This is a genomic window from Polaribacter sp. IC066 (assembly GCF_007997085.1).
Taxonomy (GTDB): Bacteria; Bacteroidota; Bacteroidia; order Flavobacteriales; family Flavobacteriaceae; genus Polaribacter.
In genome coordinates this window covers 1-17,002 of the sequence record NZ_VORR01000013.1, presented here as the reverse complement: position 1 = coordinate 17,002, position 17,002 = coordinate 1, and the positions used below count along the sequence as shown (strand labels likewise).

At 31.5% G+C, this 17,002-nt stretch carries 19 protein-coding genes; 12 read left to right on the top strand and 7 right to left on the bottom strand.

From position 1 onward, the window contains the following. Positions 1 to 98 precede the first annotated feature (98 nt). From menD to ES044_RS06105, 3 genes are read left to right on the top strand one after another with little or no spacing between them, the layout of a single operon-like run. Positions 99 to 1,829, top strand: a complete 1,731-nt coding sequence (menD, locus tag ES044_RS06115) for a 2-succinyl-5-enolpyruvyl-6-hydroxy-3-cyclohexene-1-carboxylic-acid synthase (protein ID WP_147118484.1) — start codon at positions 99 to 101, stop codon at positions 1,827 to 1,829. Next, positions 1,829 to 2,284: a DNA-binding protein gene (locus ES044_RS06110; RefSeq protein ID WP_147118485.1), complete on the top strand. Its 456-nt coding sequence runs from the start codon at positions 1,829 to 1,831 to the stop codon at positions 2,282 to 2,284. The genes menD and ES044_RS06110 overlap by 1 nt, the downstream gene beginning before the upstream one ends. Further along, on the top strand, positions 2,281 to 2,976 hold the full coding sequence (locus ES044_RS06105; protein WP_147118486.1) for a transporter: 696 nt from the start codon (positions 2,281 to 2,283) through the stop codon (positions 2,974 to 2,976). The genes ES044_RS06110 and ES044_RS06105 overlap by 4 nt, the downstream gene beginning before the upstream one ends. A 10-nt stretch (positions 2,977 to 2,986) precedes the next feature. Here ES044_RS06105 and ES044_RS06100 read toward each other — a convergent pair whose 3' ends face one another. After that, positions 2,987 to 4,144, bottom strand: a complete 1,158-nt coding sequence (locus ES044_RS06100; protein ID WP_147118487.1) for an alpha/beta hydrolase-fold protein — start codon at positions 4,142 to 4,144, stop codon at positions 2,987 to 2,989. Between the two features lie 70 nt (positions 4,145 to 4,214). On the opposite strand from ES044_RS06100, the gene ES044_RS06095 reads away from it, so the two are divergent. The 9 genes from ES044_RS06095 to ftsY all read left to right on the top strand — a co-directional run bounded on the left by ES044_RS06095 (position 4,215) and on the right by ftsY (position 10,929). Further along, positions 4,215 to 5,054, top strand: coding sequence for a 1,4-dihydroxy-2-naphthoyl-CoA synthase (locus ES044_RS06095; RefSeq protein WP_147118488.1), 840 nt, complete (start codon positions 4,215 to 4,217; stop codon positions 5,052 to 5,054). A 162-nt stretch (positions 5,055 to 5,216) separates the two neighbouring features. Beyond that, the gene (purU, locus tag ES044_RS06090; RefSeq protein WP_147118489.1) at positions 5,217 to 6,086 is read left to right on the top strand and encodes a formyltetrahydrofolate deformylase; all 870 of its coding nucleotides are present in this window, start codon (positions 5,217 to 5,219) and stop codon (positions 6,084 to 6,086) included. 171 nt (positions 6,087 to 6,257) lie between these two features. Further along, complete coding sequence (locus ES044_RS06085) at positions 6,258 to 6,866, top strand: fumarylacetoacetate hydrolase family protein (protein ID WP_147118490.1); 609 nt, start codon at positions 6,258 to 6,260, stop codon at positions 6,864 to 6,866. Positions 6,867 to 6,900: 34 nt separating this feature from the next. Beyond that, a complete protein-coding gene (locus ES044_RS06080) occupies positions 6,901 to 7,218 on the top strand; it encodes a hypothetical protein (RefSeq protein ID WP_147118491.1) in 318 nt (105 codons plus the stop codon). A 459-nt stretch (positions 7,219 to 7,677) separates the two neighbouring features. Then, positions 7,678 to 8,925 (top strand): CinA family nicotinamide mononucleotide deamidase-related protein, encoded by a 1,248-nt coding sequence (locus ES044_RS06075; RefSeq protein WP_147118492.1) that lies wholly within the window; start codon positions 7,678 to 7,680, stop codon positions 8,923 to 8,925. A gap of 77 nt (positions 8,926 to 9,002) precedes the next feature. Then, complete coding sequence (rpmB, locus tag ES044_RS06070) at positions 9,003 to 9,242, top strand: 50S ribosomal protein L28 (RefSeq protein ID WP_147118493.1); 240 nt, start codon at positions 9,003 to 9,005, stop codon at positions 9,240 to 9,242. A gap of 26 nt (positions 9,243 to 9,268) precedes the next feature. After that, complete coding sequence (gene rpmG, locus ES044_RS06065; protein ID WP_147118494.1) at positions 9,269 to 9,451, top strand: 50S ribosomal protein L33; 183 nt, start codon at positions 9,269 to 9,271, stop codon at positions 9,449 to 9,451. A 52-nt stretch (positions 9,452 to 9,503) separates the two neighbouring features. Next, positions 9,504 to 9,656, top strand: a complete 153-nt coding sequence (locus tag ES044_RS06060; RefSeq protein ID WP_147118495.1) for a DUF4295 domain-containing protein — start codon at positions 9,504 to 9,506, stop codon at positions 9,654 to 9,656. A 298-nt stretch (positions 9,657 to 9,954) separates the two neighbouring features. After that, entirely contained in the window at positions 9,955 to 10,929 is a 975-nt protein-coding gene (ftsY, locus tag ES044_RS06055) for a signal recognition particle-docking protein FtsY (protein WP_147118496.1), read from the top strand. A 32-nt stretch (positions 10,930 to 10,961) separates the two neighbouring features. Here ftsY and ES044_RS06050 read toward each other — a convergent pair whose 3' ends face one another. From ES044_RS06050 to rfbA, 6 genes are all read right to left on the bottom strand, one after another. Beyond that, positions 10,962 to 12,020 carry an MBL fold metallo-hydrolase gene (locus ES044_RS06050; RefSeq protein WP_147118497.1) on the bottom strand — a complete coding sequence of 353 codons (1,059 nt, stop codon included), beginning with the start codon at positions 12,018 to 12,020 and terminating at the stop codon, positions 10,962 to 10,964. A gap of 420 nt (positions 12,021 to 12,440) precedes the next feature. Then, positions 12,441 to 13,061 (bottom strand): HAD family hydrolase, encoded by a 621-nt coding sequence (locus ES044_RS06045; protein ID WP_147118498.1) that lies wholly within the window; start codon positions 13,059 to 13,061, stop codon positions 12,441 to 12,443. A 184-nt stretch (positions 13,062 to 13,245) separates the two neighbouring features. Next, positions 13,246 to 14,307, bottom strand: a complete 1,062-nt coding sequence (gene rfbB / locus ES044_RS06040) for a dTDP-glucose 4,6-dehydratase (RefSeq protein WP_147118499.1) — start codon at positions 14,305 to 14,307, stop codon at positions 13,246 to 13,248. Between the two features lie 54 nt (positions 14,308 to 14,361). After that, the gene (rfbD, locus tag ES044_RS06035; RefSeq protein ID WP_147118500.1) at positions 14,362 to 15,219 is read right to left on the bottom strand and encodes a dTDP-4-dehydrorhamnose reductase; all 858 of its coding nucleotides are present in this window, start codon (positions 15,217 to 15,219) and stop codon (positions 14,362 to 14,364) included. Next, positions 15,212 to 15,784 (bottom strand): dTDP-4-dehydrorhamnose 3,5-epimerase, encoded by a 573-nt coding sequence (rfbC, locus tag ES044_RS06030; protein ID WP_147118501.1) that lies wholly within the window; start codon positions 15,782 to 15,784, stop codon positions 15,212 to 15,214. The genes rfbD and rfbC overlap by 8 nt, the downstream gene beginning before the upstream one ends. Then, positions 15,771 to 16,667 (bottom strand): glucose-1-phosphate thymidylyltransferase RfbA, encoded by an 897-nt coding sequence (gene rfbA, locus ES044_RS06025; RefSeq protein WP_147118502.1) that lies wholly within the window; start codon positions 16,665 to 16,667, stop codon positions 15,771 to 15,773. The genes rfbC and rfbA overlap by 14 nt, the downstream gene beginning before the upstream one ends. Positions 16,668 to 17,002: the final 335 nt, after the last annotated feature.

Here is a 17,002-nt window from a genome sequence, read left to right as displayed (position 1 = left end):
TTATGAGCCATTAGCTTAATATAAATAAAATGGACTCTAAATTTTTTTAATTTAGAGTTTCTTTTCAAAAGAAAACACCAGAAAGTAAATATTTCTGAATGATAAAAAAAGATAAGCAAACTTTATCGAACAAGAGTTTTTCTCCTTCGGGGAAATTAAAAGGGGCTTTTTTCTATCCAAAAAAAGAACTTGCACAAATTGTAATTTCAGCTTGTTGTCAATTCAATATTGAGACGGTTGTAGTTTCACCAGGTTCAAGAAGTGCTCCGCTAACCATAGGTTTTTTTAACCATCCAGAAATAGAAACCTTAAGCATTGTAGATGAACGTTGTGCCGCCTTTTTTGCTTTAGGTATTGCCCAACAAACTAGAAAACCCGTGGCTGTTTTGTGTACTTCTGGTTCGGCATTGTTAAATTATTATCCTGCAATTGCAGAAGCATTTTATAGCAATATTCCGTTAGTTGTAATTTCTGCCGATAGACCAAAGCATTTGATAGATATTGGTGACGGACAAACCATTCGGCAAGAAAATGTGTTTGAAAATCATATTTTATTTTCTGCAAATTTAATTGAAAACGAAAAGTATAAAACTCGAAATTCTCAATTAATAGGCGAGGCATTACAAATCTCTGTTTCGCAACAAGGTCCTGTTCATATCAACGTTCCTTTTGATGAGCCTTTGTATGAAACAGTGACTGAAATGAAGACGTTTAATTTTCCGCATATTTCTTTGAGTTCTCTTGATAATTCTCATATAAATTATGATGAATTAGCAGAAATTTGGAATGCATCAAAAAAGAAAATGATTCTGGTTGGTGTAAATTACCCAAATGCCGAGTTGCATAAACTAATAGATTTATATGCAGAAGATGAATCGGTGCTTTTATTTACAGAAACTACCTCTAATTTACGCCATAGCAAAGCAATAGATTCTATAGATCAGTTAGTTTTTTCTTTAGACCATGCTGAATTTAACGAATTAAAACCAGACGTTTTAATTACGTTTGGTGGTATGATTATTTCTAAAAGAATTAAAAAATTCTTAAGAGAGTATCAACCAAAACATCATTGGAATATAGATTCAAGAAAAGCAACCAATACTTTTTTCTGTTTATCAGAATTTATACAAACATCACCCGTAGATTTTTTCTCACATTTTAATCAATTTATTACGCCTTTAAAAAGTAATTATCAACCAAAATGGTTGGCTTTTAGAGATGAAATGAGAAAGAAACATGCTGCCTATTTTCAAGATTTACAACATTCAGACTTTAAGGTTTTTGAGCAAGTTTTAGAGAGCATTCCTGCTATTTGTCAATTGCAAGTTAGCAACAGTTCTATTATTAGATATGCCCAACTATTTTCTATAAAAGAAGCAGTACATATTTTTTGTAACAGAGGCACAAGTGGTATTGATGGCAGTACATCAACAGCTATCGGAGCAGCTTTTGCAAGTGAAAAAAGAACCGTTTTTATTACTGGAGATTTAAGTTTTTTCTACGATAGCAATGCACTCTGGAACAAACATATTCCTGCTGACTTCAGAATTGTTTTAATTAATAATTCAGGGGGCGGAATCTTTAAAATTATTCCTGGGCCAGGAACTACGAATGCATTAGAATATTTTGACACGCCGCATTGTTTAACTGCAGAACATTTATGCAAAATGTATGAGTTTGAGTATCAACAAGCATCATCAACCAAAACTGTAAAAACGGAATTAGAAAACTTTTATAAAGTTTCTGATAAACCAAAAATTTTAGAGATTTTTACACCAAGTTTAGTAAACGATTCAGTTTTAAAAGAATACTTTAAATATATAAAATAATGGAAGAACAAGAAGATTTACAAGAGAATGAAATGAATTTAAAAGAAGGCGATAAAGTAAGTTTAATCATCGAAACAGAAACAGGTTTAGGATATACTGTTTTGATCAATGAAGAATTTGATGGGTTGCTTTTTAGAAGTGAGGTTTTTCAGGCATTAGAAGAAAACATGGAGGTTACCGGTTACATTAAAAATATTCGTGAAGACGGTAAAATAGATGTTTCTTTAAGACCGCAAGGTTTTAGAAATGTAATTGATTCTGATGTAGATAAAGTTTTAAATAAATTAAAAGATAGCAGAGAAGGTTTTTTATTGTTAACCGATAAAAGCTCTCCAGATTCTATTCGTTTTCATATGAAAATGAGTAAAAAAGCCTTTAAAAAAGCCGTTGGAAACCTTTACAAGCAAAAATTGATTGACATTAAAGAAGATAGAATAGAATTGATAAAGGAATGATAAAAAAAATACTATTTATTTTTTTGATGTTGTTGGCAACCGTTGCAAAAGCACAGTTTACAGAAACATTAGCTTCAGATAGACCTGGCCAAGCTTTGTCTGCAAATACGGTTGGCAAAAATGTTTTTCAAACGCAGGCAGGAATCGATTTTTTTGACAGTACTTCTTATTTTTATCCCAATTCCTTTTTTAGATATGGTTTTTCAGAAAAGTTCGAGTTAAATACGGGCTTTATCTTATCAGGAAGTAGTTTTGAAAGAGATTTAGAGTCTTTTACCATTGGTGCTCGATATCTTTTAAGTAATCTCGATAGTAAATCGAAATCTAGTGTACAGTTGTCTTATGATTTTGGAGCTGTCCATAAAAACACACAGCTTACATACATTTATGGCAATTCTTTTTCTGAAAAACTCTCTTATACCGTAAATTTAGGAATGAATATAGATGATACTTTTGAGGTAAATAACGCACTTTATGTGCTGAATTTAGCCTATGCGCTCAATAATAAAATGGGCGTTTTTATAGAGTCATTTGGTACTTTCTTAAATGATGCTGCTCAAGTAAATTTTGATGCTGGTTATTATTATCTTTTAAATAATAATGTACAGTTTGATTTTCTGATTGGCGAAAATGACGGACTGTTTTTAGGCGCAGGTGTAACCTGGAGAATTCCTCCAATAAGTAAAAAATGAAATTAGAAAACTATTGTCCGCCCAGTCTTAAAATATTTTCATAATAAGCATCAGAATTCGGGTCAGAAGGATCCATTTTACCATAACCAATCTTATAATAATTTAATGCTTTTTTATACATTTTGCCATATTCATAATAGCGTCCAATATAATATTCACCCAACGGGGAAGAAGGAAATAATTTTAAAATCATTTTACCAAAATTTCTTAATTGATCTCCGTTTTCTTTTTCGAGAATAATGCTTTCAATGGCGTAAATATCTTTTACTCTAATACCTAAATTTGTACCGAAAAGAAATTCAATTTCTAAATATTTATTTTCTAAATAGTAAATAGCATCTTCCGGCGATAAATCTTTGATGTTTTTATTATATTCTTCGTCTGAAATACCAGAATAAATTTCGAAAATTTTAGTGAGCGCTCTCGGTACCGCTTCGCCAATGGCAGAGACGTAACTATACGTATCAATTACATCATTAATAACATTAAAATTTTTAATTTCTAAACCTGCTAATGCTTTTTGAATGAGATCGATTTTAAGCTGTTTGTCAGAAGAAAATGAGGTTGAATTATTGGTGTAAAAATAGAATGTGTTATCTTTTTGGCTAAATTTAGCCAAGTTATAAGAATTTAATTCTTGGCCAATAAAATCAGAAAAACTTGCATTAATACAAATAAAAGAATTAATGAAAGCCGTATCTTCCTTTAGAAAATGAGTAATTAAATTTGCAGAATACCCCTGACCAACCAAACTAACAAAAGGAGAGGTTCTATAGGTACTCTCCATGTAAAATAAGACTTCATCTCTTAAAAAATCGTAAAAATAGCTTGCAGTAGCTGTTAGTACTCCAGAATTTATATTAAAAGAAATATCTTGTCCTTTTGTTTCTTCCATAGAAACACCAACCACAATTTGTTGGGGCGCTTTGTCTTTCTTCGCAAATAAAATGGAGTTTGCAACATAAATATCAAACAAATAGTCCTCATCTAAAACGATTGCTAAAGGATAGTTTTTGATCTTGTCTCTCTCATATCCTTCTGGAATAAAGATTCGAATATTTCTTGTGGTTTCTAAAATATCAGAGTTTAACGTTTTTAATATTGTTTCTTGAGAAAATGCTACAAAATGAAAAAGAATAAATAATAATGAAAGCGATTTTTGAATCATAGGTTAGATTGTTTATTTTTGCAAAGAATGATTTTTTGTTCTCATTTTAGAACGTCCAAAATACAAAAATATGATACAACCTGAATGGAAAACCGCTAAAGAATACGAAGATATTACGTATATGAAGTGCAATGGCGTTGCCCGAATAGCATTTAATAGACCAAATGTTAGAAATGCTTTTCGGCCAAAAACTACAAAAGAATTGTACGATGCTTTTTATGATGCAGGTGAAGATACAACTATCGGAGTCGTGTTGCTTTCTGCAGAAGGACCGAGTACAAAAGACGGCGTTTATTCTTTTTGTTCTGGTGGCGATCAAAAAGCACGTGGTCATCAAGGATATGTGGGCGAAGACGGTTATCACAGATTAAATATTCTAGAAGTACAGCGTTTAATACGTTTTATGCCAAAAGCAGTTATTGCAGTAGTTCCCGGTTGGGCTGTGGGTGGCGGACATAGTTTGCATGTTGTTTGCGATTTAACGTTAGCATCTAAAGAACACGCTATTTTTAAACAAACAGATGCCGATGTAACTTCTTTTGATGGTGGTTATGGCTCTGCATATTTGGCAAAAATGGTGGGTCAGAAAAAGGCCAGAGAAATCTTCTTTTTAGGAAGAAATTATTCAGCACAAGAAGCCTATGATATGGGCATGGTAAATGCTGTAATTCCGCATGAAGAACTAGAAAGCACCGCGTATGAATGGGCACAAGAAATTTTAGAGAAATCGCCAATGTCTATCAGAATGTTAAAATTTGCTATGAACTTAACCGATGACGGTATGGTTGGGCAACAAGTTTTTGCGGGTGAAGCAACGCGTTTAGCGTATATGACCGACGAAGCAAAAGAAGGAAGAGATGCTTTTCTTGAAAAAAGAAAACCTAATTTTCCTAAAAAGTGGATACCATAAACCCATCTTAATCTTCCCGAAGGGAAGAAACTGTTGCGTTAAAATATGGGCGCAATTAATTTAGAAGAAAATTAAGTTTAAATTCATTTTTATTTCAAACTTTTTAAGTTAAACCTAACACAAAAGTATTTTCCCTTTGGGGGAACTAAAAGGGGCTTTTTTATGAAATCACAAATAGTAACTTTTTTAATTAAATGTCCAGATCAAAAAGGATTGGTTTCGAAAATAACCAGTTTTTTTTATGAAAAAGGATTCAATATCATAAGTTGTCAGCAATATGTAAATGCGATTGAAGACATGTATTTTATGAGGGTTCGTTTAAATGCAGACGGAACAAATATTTCTAAAAAAGAATTAGAAACTAGCTTTTTAGAACTGGCGGCGCCTTTACGGTTTAAATGGGCGGTTAATTATGGTGATAAAAAACAAAATGTGGCTATTATGGTATCGCATACAAGTCATAATTTATACGATTTGTTAGAGCGTTTTAAAGAAGGAAGTATCGATGGTAACATCAAAATGATTATTAGTAACCACGATAAATTAAGGCATATTGCCGACATGTTTCAAGTGCCTTTTCATTATTTGCCCGTTACAAAAGAAACAAAGTTGCAGCAAGAAGCTGATGTTATCAAGTTGTTAGACTCTAATGAGGTTGATTTGGTGATCATGGCAAGATATATGCAAATTTTGTCTTCAGACTTTATCAATCATTATCCAGAAAGAATTATCAATATTCATCATTCTTTTTTACCCGCTTTTCAAGGAGCAAATCCTTATAAGAAGGCTTACGAACGTGGAGTGAAATTAATTGGAGCAACAGCGCATTATGCCACAGAAGATTTAGATGAAGGGCCGATTATTGAGCAAGATGTAAAACCTGTTTCACATGAAAGTACGCCAACAACTTTAAAAAGAATTGGCGCAGATATCGAAAAATTGGTTTTAGCAAATGCTGTAAAATGTCATTTAAACAATCAAATAATTGTATCAGGAAATAGAGCAATCGTTTTTCCTGAAGCTGGGGAGTAAAGTCCATCTTAATCTTCCCGGAGGGAAGAAACTATTGGGTTAGTAGTAGAGTGAATAAAAGTATAGAAACGAAAAAAAATAGAAGTGTATCTTACAAGAGATTATTCAATTTTTTTTTGCAACAATAAAGAGAAGAGTGTTTTCTCTTCAGGGGAAATTAAAAGAGGCTTTATGAAAATAATTTGTATTGGGCGCAATTACGCAAAACATATCGAAGAATTAGCTAATGAAAAACCAGAAAGTCCTGTTGTTTTTTTAAAGCCAGATTCTGCAATTTTACCAAGAAAAAATCCGTTTTTCATTCCGCCTTTTTCTGATGATGTGCATTATGAAGTAGAGGTTTTGATAAAAATTAATAAAGTAGGTAAACATATTGATGCCAAGTTTGCCCATAAATATTATGATGAAATTGGTTTAGGAATCGATTTTACGGCAAGAGACATTCAGGCAAAATGTAAAGAAAAAGGGTTGCCTTGGGAAAAAGCAAAAGCCTTTGATGGAAGTGCTGTGATTGGTGAATTTTATCCGAAGGAAAATTTCGATTTAGACAATTTAAAGTTCCAGTTATATAAGAATGATGAACTCGTTCAAGATGGAAATACAAACGCAATGTTATGGAAAGTTGATGAACTAATTTCTTATGTTTCTCAATATTTTACCCTTAAAAAAGGAGATGTTATTTTTACAGGAACACCTGCGGGTGTTGGCAAAGTGCTAGAAAATGATGTTTTAAAAGGAGTTATTGAAGATAGAGAAGCATTTAGTATTCGAGTGAAGTAAATAAAATCTAATAGATTTTAAACGAAATAAATTATTGGAATATTTAGGATACATAGTTGTTTTTTATATCGGTTTTTACTTTTACAGACTTGCGGAAAATCACAATAAAAATAAATGGTTATTTGGTTCTTTAGGAATTTTGTTTTTTATAACAAGCGTTGTATTGTATCTACTTTTCAGTCGATTTTTAAATTCAAAAGAGTACAATATATATAATTTGGCCTCAATTGGGATAGAAGCATTTTTTGCAGGATTAATTTTATCAATCATACTATTTCAAATAATAAGTTTTGTTTGGACCAGAAAAAAGAAAATAGAAAGTAATTTAATAGATAAAATAGGCAAGCAATAGAAATAAAAAGACAGTCGTGTTTACAAATTTAATAGTATTTGTTTTTTTGTAGCTATACTTTTTTTCTTTTTAGCAAAAAAAACATAACAAAAATTTATTTTTAAACACGCTTTTTGGAGCTTTATCTTTTTTAGGGAGTTATTTTGTGTTTTCCTTATCATCAATAAATTTATTTTCTTTGGCTTTTGATAATTTATCTTTTTCTAATGAGATTGTGATGGGGTGCTTTACAATCCCTTTTGCGATGATCATTTTAGGAATATATTATAAGTTTTTAGAGAATACGTTTAAAAAGAGAAATAAAAAATCTATGAGGAATCAGGTAGGAAATGAATACTCATTTTGGAAGGTTTTTCCATTTAATAATGGAGCTAAATGATCCTTTAATACTAGTGTAAGCAAATATTTAAACCTGACAGGCTTTTAAAACCTGCCAGTTCTAAAATTCAAAACAAACAAATGAAAGCAGAAATTATAACCATTGGAGATGAAATTTTAATCGGTCAGATTGTAGACACAAATTCACAATGGATAGGAACTGAATTAAATAAAATTGGGGTTTCTGTCTATCAGATTTCTTCGATTCAAGATGATAAGCAGCATATTTTAAATGCGTTAAAAGAAGCACAAGAAAGAGCAGATCTTGTTATTATTACCGGCGGATTGGGCCCTACAAAAGATGATATTACAAAACATACCATTGCGGAATATTTTAATGACACTTTAACATTAAACGAAGACGTTGTGCATCATATTAAAACGTTGTTCGCAAAATATGACATCCCTTTTGGTGAATTAAACCGCCTACAAGGCATGATACCCACAAAAGCTACTTATTTAAAAAATGAGTACGGCACAGCGCCAGGAATGTGGTTTTACGAAAATGAAACTGTATTTGTGTCGCTTCCAGGAGTGCCAAATGAAATGAAAGGTTTAATGACTGCTGAAATTTTACCAAGAATTCAAGAGCAATTTAAGCTGCCATTTATCATTCATAAAACATTAATGACCTATGGGCAAGGAGAAAGTTTAATAGCAGAAAGAATTGAAGAGTTCGAAAACAATTTACCTAGCATTATAAAATTGGCTTATTTACCAAATTACGGTAGAGTTCGGTTGCGATTATCCGCCAAAGGCGATGATAAGAAATTACTAGAAGACACACTGCAAGAACAAATAGTAGCGCTGTATAAACTCATTCCAGATATTATCTCTGGTTTTGACGAGGGCGGAAAAATAGAGGATAAAATAGGCGCCCTTTTAACTCAAAACGGAAAAACGATTTGCACGGCAGAAAGTTTAACTGGCGGAAAAATAGCATCGATATTAGTTTCTGTTGCAGGTGCATCGGTCTATTATAAAGGCAGTTTTGTTGCCTATTCAGCAGAAACAAAAGTAAGTTTATTAGGGGTTTCTTTAAAAACCATAGAAAAGTATTCTGTGGTAAGTAAAGAGGTGGCTATAGAGATGGCAAAGGGGGCTAAAGAGAAATTACAAACTAATTACGCACTTGCCGTAACCGGAAACGCCGGGCCAACAATAGATGATACAGATAAAAGTTTAGGTGTTGTTTTTATCGCTTTGGTAACAGATACCGAAGTTTTTGTAGAAGAATTTAACTTCGGAAAGCCACGAGGAAGGGTTATTGACAAAACAGTGAACAAGTCATTAGAAATATTACAAAAAAAAATATTAAAAAATTCATAAAATAGTTTTGTTCACAATGAGATTTATTTGTAAGTTTGCACCTCGTTTAGAGATAACACTATAAAACTGTCCAGAAGATGTCTAGAGTTTGTGAATTAACAGGTAAAAAAGCAATGGTTGGAAACAACGTTTCCAAAGCATTAAATAGAACAAAAAGAAAATTTGACGCTAATTTAATGACCAAGCGTTTTTATATACCAGAAGAAGATAAATGGATTACTTTAAAAGTATCTGCATCTGCTTTAAAAAATATCAATAAAAAAGGAGTTTCCGCAGTAATAAAGGAAGCTAGAGCTAACGGTTTTTTAACGAAATAAGTTAAAGCTCATAAAATTATAAAGAGATGGCAAAAAGAGGAAACAGAGTTCAGGTAATTTTAGAATGTACAGAGCATAAAGCTTCAGGAGAAAGAGGTACTTCTAGGTATATTACTACAAAGAACAAGAAAAACAGTCCTGATAGAATGGAAATTAAGAAATTCAATTCTGTCTTAAAGAAAATGACTGTTCACAAAGAAATTAAATAATTAAATTATCTAGAACTCCGAATAGAGCACATAGATTTAAAACATTTACACAATGGCAAAAAAAACAGTAGCATCGTTACAAACATCTTCTAAAAGATTAAGTAAAGCTATAAAAATGGTAAAGTCTCCAAAATCTGGTGCTTACACTTTTGTAGAATCAATCATGGATCCAACAGCAGTAGACGCTTTTTTAGCAAAAAAATAAGCATTTACTTACAAAATAAATCAAAGCTACTTTCTAATTTAGAAAGTAGCTTTTTTTTATACCTTTTAATTACGTATTTTTGGGCGTTACCAAGCAGAAAAAGCTTGGTCGGGCTTTTCACTATATCTTTTTGTTTTAAGATTTCTGAAAAAGAAATCTTAAAACAAAAAGGATGTCGTTTCAATCCCTAACGCAGCTTGTTTGCCAATAAATTGAATATCTGCCAAATTGACTATTATTAATTTGGCATCATATTAGACAAGGAAATACTAATAACTAAAAACCAACAACTCGAATTATGAGTTTTTTAAAAAATATATTTTCAAAAGAAAAAAAGGAAACATTAGATAAAGGTTTAGAGAAATCTAAAGAAAGTTTCTTTGGTAAATTATCAAAAGCTGTTGCCGGAAAATCTAAAGTAGATGAAGATGTTTTAGATAATTTAGAAGAGGTTTTAGTAGCCTCCGACGTTGGTGTAAATACAACTCTTAAAATTATCAGTAGAATTGAAGAGCGCGTTGCAAAAGATAAATATGTTGGTACAGAAGAACTAAATTCTATTCTTCGTGAAGAAATTGCAGGTTTATTATCTGAAACAAATAAAGGTAATGAAACCGAATTTACAATTCCAGATTTACCCCAAACGAAAGAAGGCAACAAAACGCCTTATGTTATAATGGTTGTTGGTGTAAACGGAGTCGGGAAGACAACTACCATTGGTAAGTTAGCAAGTCAGTTTAAAAAACAAGGATTAAAAGTAGTTTTAGGAGCAGCAGATACCTTTAGAGCTGCAGCAATAGATCAATTACAAGTTTGGGCAGACAGAACAGATGTGCCAATTGTACGTCAAGAAATGGGTTCAGATCCTGCTTCTGTGGCTTTTGATACCCTAAAATCGGCAGTAAATCAAGATGCAGATGTCGTAATTATCGACACTGCAGGTCGTTTGCATAATAAAGTGAATTTAATGAACGAGTTGACTAAAATAAAACGTGTAATGCAAAAAGTGGTCGATAATTCTCCTCATGAAGTTTTACTAGTTTTAGATGGTTCTACAGGTCAAAATGCTTTTGAACAAGCAAAACAATTTACTTTAGCAACAGAAGTTACTTCTTTAGCCGTTACTAAATTAGACGGAACTGCAAAAGGTGGTGTTGTTATTGGTATTTCTGATCAATTTAAAATTCCTGTAAAATATATTGGAGTAGGAGAAGGGATTGATGATTTGCAAGTTTTTAATAAAGTGGAGTTTGTAGATTCTTTTTTTAAGTAAAATATATTGAAATTAAAAGTATTTATAAATAATCAGAATTCATAGAAAATTCCTTCATCCGGAATTATAAACTGATTGTTGGTAATTTTATTCTTAAGTAGTGCTATTTTTAGGTCTTTGCCTGCCTCACCCTGACTTTCATCAGCCAAAGCAAAGGTTCCAAAATGTGTAGCTACAGACTTTCTCGATTTTAAATCTAAATGTATTTGTACTGCCTCACTAGGATTGGTATGAATTGAAGACATAAACCAATTGGGTTTATAAGCACCTATTGGAATAATGGACACATCTATATTCGGATTCTCACTGCCAATTTTTTTAAAAATATGTTCATCATAGGCGGTATCTCCTGCAAAATAAATCTTTTTAGATCCTTCAATTAAGTAGCCACACCAGAGTGTTTTATCTTTATCAAATGCACCTCTGCTAGAAAAATGCACTGCGGGTGTTCCTTTAATTTTGATAGATTTAAACTCAATTTCTTCGTTCCAATCAATTTCAATGACATTATCGATTCCTAATTTTTTAAAGAAATGTGATACTCCTAGTGGAACAACAAATTGAGGAGCGTGTTCCTTTTGCAGTTGTAGAATTGTGTTTTTGTCTAAATGGTCATAATGATTATGACTAATTAAGACCAAATCTATCTTTGGTAAACTTTTAAAGGTTACTCCTGGAGGTCTATTTCTTTTAGGTCCCATCCATTGTACAGGGCTGCATCTGTCTGACCAAATTGGGTCGGTTAAAATGTTTAAAGTATCTAGCTGAATAAGGAATGTGCTGTGATTTACGAAAATTAATTTGATACTGTCGGTATTATTATTTTCTATGAGTGTGTCTCTAGAATAGGTTTCATAATTTTTAATCCACTCTCCGGGCTCTCTAGTTCGTAGAAATTTAAAAACATCTTTAAGTCCGTTTACTTTACTGCCATTGGTATTTACAAACTTCTTGCCATTAAAATGATCAGAAATTTCTCCTGAATAAACATTCTTGGATGCTCTGCAACTAATAAATAGACTAATAATAAAAATGGAAAATATAAAAATTAACATATTTGCACTCGTTTTTTTTAAATTTTTAAGCTTCATTATGTAACTTTTTTTCAAATTGCATCAAACCCAATGAATTAAAAAATAGATCTGTTTTGAATAAATTTTCTTTAACTGAAGCTAATTTATATTCTTTTGGACTCTTAAACAAGTCTAATTTTAAAGAATCGCTTTATTGTTTCATCAATCAACAGTTTATTTCTGAAGATACATCGATATTAAAAAGTAGTAAGAGCAAAAACATACGTATTTGCTGCTTGTTTCATTTTTAGAATGCTAAAATATTTTCTAAAATTAATATAGGTTCTTAATTTAAATTACTCGGGCTTTTCGAAAACTTGTCATCTTAATATTGTCTTTTAATTTCATGTTTTGTGTTCGTTCACAAGGTTTTAGGAATATGAAACAATAGATAAAAATCAACTTAATTTACATTTTAAATAATGGTTTAAGTAGTTTTTAGTTCTTTAAAAGTTCTAAAACATTCGTTACATTATAATTCTGTACATGAAATGTTTTGATGCCTAATGTTTCGGCAGCTTTTACATTTGCTATAGAATCATCTAAAAAAAGTGTTTCTTCTGCTTTTAAATTACTGTCTTTTAAAATGTATTGAAATATAGCTGCGTCTGGTTTTCTAATTCCGATTTCATGAGAATAGTATGCTTTTTTAAAAATCTTATTAAATGAGGTTTTATGTTGATTTTTAAAATGATCTAAATATTTTTTTTGATGTATGCTATTGGTATTGCTTAAAAGGTAAAGATTGTACTTTGGTTTTAGGTTGTTTAAAAAAGCGATACGCGCTGCTGGCATTTCTAAAATCATCTCATTCCAAGCTTTTTTTATTTCTTGGTAACTAGGAGTTTGATCTGATAATTGAAGTAATGACTCCAAAAACGATTCTTCAGAGATTTCACCAACTTCAAATTCGTAAAAAAAAGAATGCTGATACGCATGACCAGTACTATTAACAAGATCGGTAATGCCTAATTCTTTAAAAGCCGCAATGGTTTTAGGAACATCTAAATTCATAATGACACCTCCTAAATCAAAAACTAAATTCTTTATGTGCTTCATTTTTAAAGTATTTTAATGATTTATAACTTGAATTTAGTTATTAATTCAGTTGGACTGTATGCTATGAATAAGATGTAAAAAAGTATTTAAAAGGCAAGAAAATCAAAAATATAGCAAGAAAACACACTCTTTATAATTGAGGTTGCTCGACACTTCATGCTCTTAAGCAGAGTGTTTTTTTACCTTATTTGGATGTAGTATACATATCTGCATAATACTGTTCATAAGCTCCTGAAGTAATGTTTTCCATCCACTCTTTATTCTCTAAATACCATTTTACCGTTTTTTCAATCCCTTCCTCAAATTGTAAAGAGGGTTCCCATCCTAGTTCATTTTTTAATTTGGTCGCATCAATAGCATAACGTAAATCATGGCCAGCACGGTCGGTTACATAGGTAATTAATGTATCAGAAGTACCTTTTGGTCTGCCTAGTAACCGATCTGTAGTTTCAATTAATACTTTGATCAAATCAATATTTTTCCATTCATTAAAACCACCGATGTTGTACGTATCTCCTAATTTTCCATTACTAAAAATAGTATCAATAGCACTTGCATGGTCGTTTACAAACAACCAATCACGAATATTCTCTCCTTTGCCATAGACAGGTAAAGGTTTGTTGTTACAAATATTATTGATAAATAGCGGTATTAATTTTTCTGGAAATTGGTAGGATCCATAGTTATTAGAACAGTTAGAAATAACAGTTGGTAGTCCGTAAGTATCATGAAAAGCTCTTACAAAGTGATCGGAAGATGCTTTAGAAGCTGAATAAGGAGAGTGTGGATCGTAGGCTGTTGTTTCTAAAAAGAAACCTTTATCACCTAAAGAACCATAAACTTCGTCGGTAGAAACATGGTAAAATAATTTGCCTTTAAAATTGCCTTCCCAAGCAAATTTTGCATTTTGTAACAAACTTAAAGTTCCCATAATATTGGTTTGGGCAAATGAAAACGGATCTATAATGGAGCGGTCTACATGAGATTCTGCGGCTAAATGAATAACATGGTCTATTTTATGATTTGTAAAAACATCTTTTACTTTTTCAAAATCACAAATATCACATTTTACAAACGTGTAGTTTGGTTTGTCTTCCACATCCTTTAAATTGGCTAAATTTCCGGCATACGTTAATACATCCATGTTTATAATGTTGCATTCAGGATATTTATTTACTAATAAACGTACTAAATGTGAGCCTATAAAACCGGCTCCGCCAGTCACTAAAATATTTTTACTCTTCATCTTTTTTGTTTTTTTATTTAAAATAAATTCTTTGAAAAACCTAGAATACTATTTTTATAATTTTTTTAAACACTCTTTTAAAGAATCTCTCCAATAAGGAATTTCTAATTGAAACGTGTTTTCTATTTTATTCTTATTTAAAACACTGTAAAATGGTCTTTTTGCAGCGGTTGGATATTGTGATGTTTCAATCGCATTTAATTTTATATCAATCTCCTTTAAATCGAAAATTGCTTTTGCAAAATCATACCAACTTGAAACACCTTTATTAGAAAAATGATACACCTCTACATTTGTATTATTTATTTTTGGAATGATTTCTAAAAGCAGTTTTGCCAAATCTCTGGCATAAGTTGGTGTTCCTACTTGATCTAAAATTACTCCTAATTCATCTCTTTCATTCGCCAAACGGAGCATTGTTTTTACAAAATTATTTCCAAAATTAGAATACACCCAAGAGGTACGGATAATAATTGAGTTTGCAGGGTTAATTTTTTGCATCGCTTGTTCGCCCGCTAATTTTGTACTACCGTATACACTTTGAGGGTTTGTCTTATCATCTTCTGAATATGGAATATGATTGGTACCATCAAAAACATAATCCGTTGAAATATGGATTAATTGAATGTTGTTGGTCTTGGCAATTTTTGCAAAATTTTCAACAGCTAAATGATTCAGTTTAGTTGACATTTCTTTGTCAGTCTCTGCTTTATCAACAGCTGTGTGTGCTGCACAGTTTATAATAACTGAAATATTAGCTGCTTTTACAAAAGCATCAACAGCAGCATGATTTGTAATATCTAATTCCTTATAATCTGTGAAATGGAAATTATAAGTAGCATATGTTTGTTCTAATGCTTTAAGTTCAGAACCTAATTGTCCGTTAGCACCTGTTATTAGTATATTAATCATATAATGAAATTAAATCTTCAAAATGCGTCGCATCTTCAAATAGAGGTTGTTTTTTGTCTTTAGCTGATAATTGCATTTTTTCAACCGGTATCTTCCAGTCAATATTTAAAGATGGGTCATTAAAAGCGATTCCTCGGTCACATTCAGGGCTATAATAATTGTCTACTTTATAGGCAAATGTAGCTTCTTTACTCAACACTAAAAATCCATGAGCAAATCCTCGAGGTACAAGTACTTGTTTTTTATTCTCGCCTGTTAATTCAACAGTAACATGCTTTCCGAAAGTTTTCGAACCTTTTCTAATATCAACGGCAACATCTAAAACGCTGCCTGTTAATACTCTTACCAACTTTGTTTGCGAAAATGGTGGTAATTGGTAGTGTAGGCCTCTTAAAACTCCAAAAGTAGATTTAGATTCATTGTCTTGGCAAAAATTAATTTTAAATCCTAAAAATTCTTCTAGCTTGTCTTCTCTAAAAGTTTCTACAAAATAACCTCTATCGTCACCAAAGACATTGGGCTCACAAATAATTACATCTGGTATTAATGTTCTAATAAATTTCATGTGCACCTTTTTCGTTTGCTCTTTGCAATAAATATTGCCCGTATCCATTTTTTTTCAAGGGTTCTGCCAATTTAAGTAATTGTTCTCTTGAAATATATCCCTTTTCAAAGGCTATTTCTTCTAAACAAGCAACTTTTAATCCTTGTCTATTTTCAATAGTTTGTATATAATTTGAGGCTTCTAATAAACTTTCGTGCGTACCAGTATCTAGCCAAGCGTAACCTCTTCCCATAAGTTCTACTTTTAAGTTTCCTTGTTTCAGATACTCTTGATTAACGGTTGTTATTTCTAGTTCACCACGATGACTAGGTTTCACATTCTTGGCAATTTCCACAACACTATTGGGATAAAAATACAAACCAACTACGGCAAAATTACTTTGAGGGTTTGTAGGTTTTTCTTCAATATTTAGCGCATTTCCGGTAGCATCAAATTTTACCACCCCGTATCGTTCAGGGTCTTTCACGTAATATCCGAAAATCGTAGCTTTTTTAGTTTCCTCTATTGTTTTAACGGCATTGGCTAAAATTTTAGAAAATCCGTAGCCATAAAAAATATTGTCCCCAAGTACTAAACAAACATTATCATTTCCTATAAATTCTTCTCCAATAATAAAAGCTTGTGCTAATCCATCAGGTGATGGTTGTTCTTTATAAGAGAATTGCATTCCAATATCAGTTCCATCGCCCAATAAATGCTCAAATCTAGGCAAGTCAATAGGAGTAGATATAATTAAGATTTCTTTAATTCCTGCCAACATTAAAACTGATAATGGATAGTAAATCATCGGTTTATCGTTAATGGGAAGCAGCTGCTTGGATGTTCCTTTTGTTAGAGGATATAATCTGGTTCCAGATCCGCCTGCTAATATGATTCCTTTCATAATTAAATATTTTATTTAGCGTTTAAGTTGTGATAAAATAGGTTGATAGTTTTTAGTAAAAAAAGATTTACATGGAGTTTTTAATTTCTCAAATCCATGATTTTTTAAATGTAGTTGTTTTCATTTAAAAATGCAAATGTGTTCTTTTTTTATTCATAATTTTCTATTGATTCTCTTATTATTCTAATTCTTTTAGTATATTTTTAAGGTAACTATTCAGCCATTTCCGGTAGGAACGGATTTTTGCTAAAAGCAAGCTGAATATTTTCTAGTACTTTTTGTTTATTTTTTTTGAGCGTTGTAATATATCCTCTAATTCTAGCAAAATATTGTGC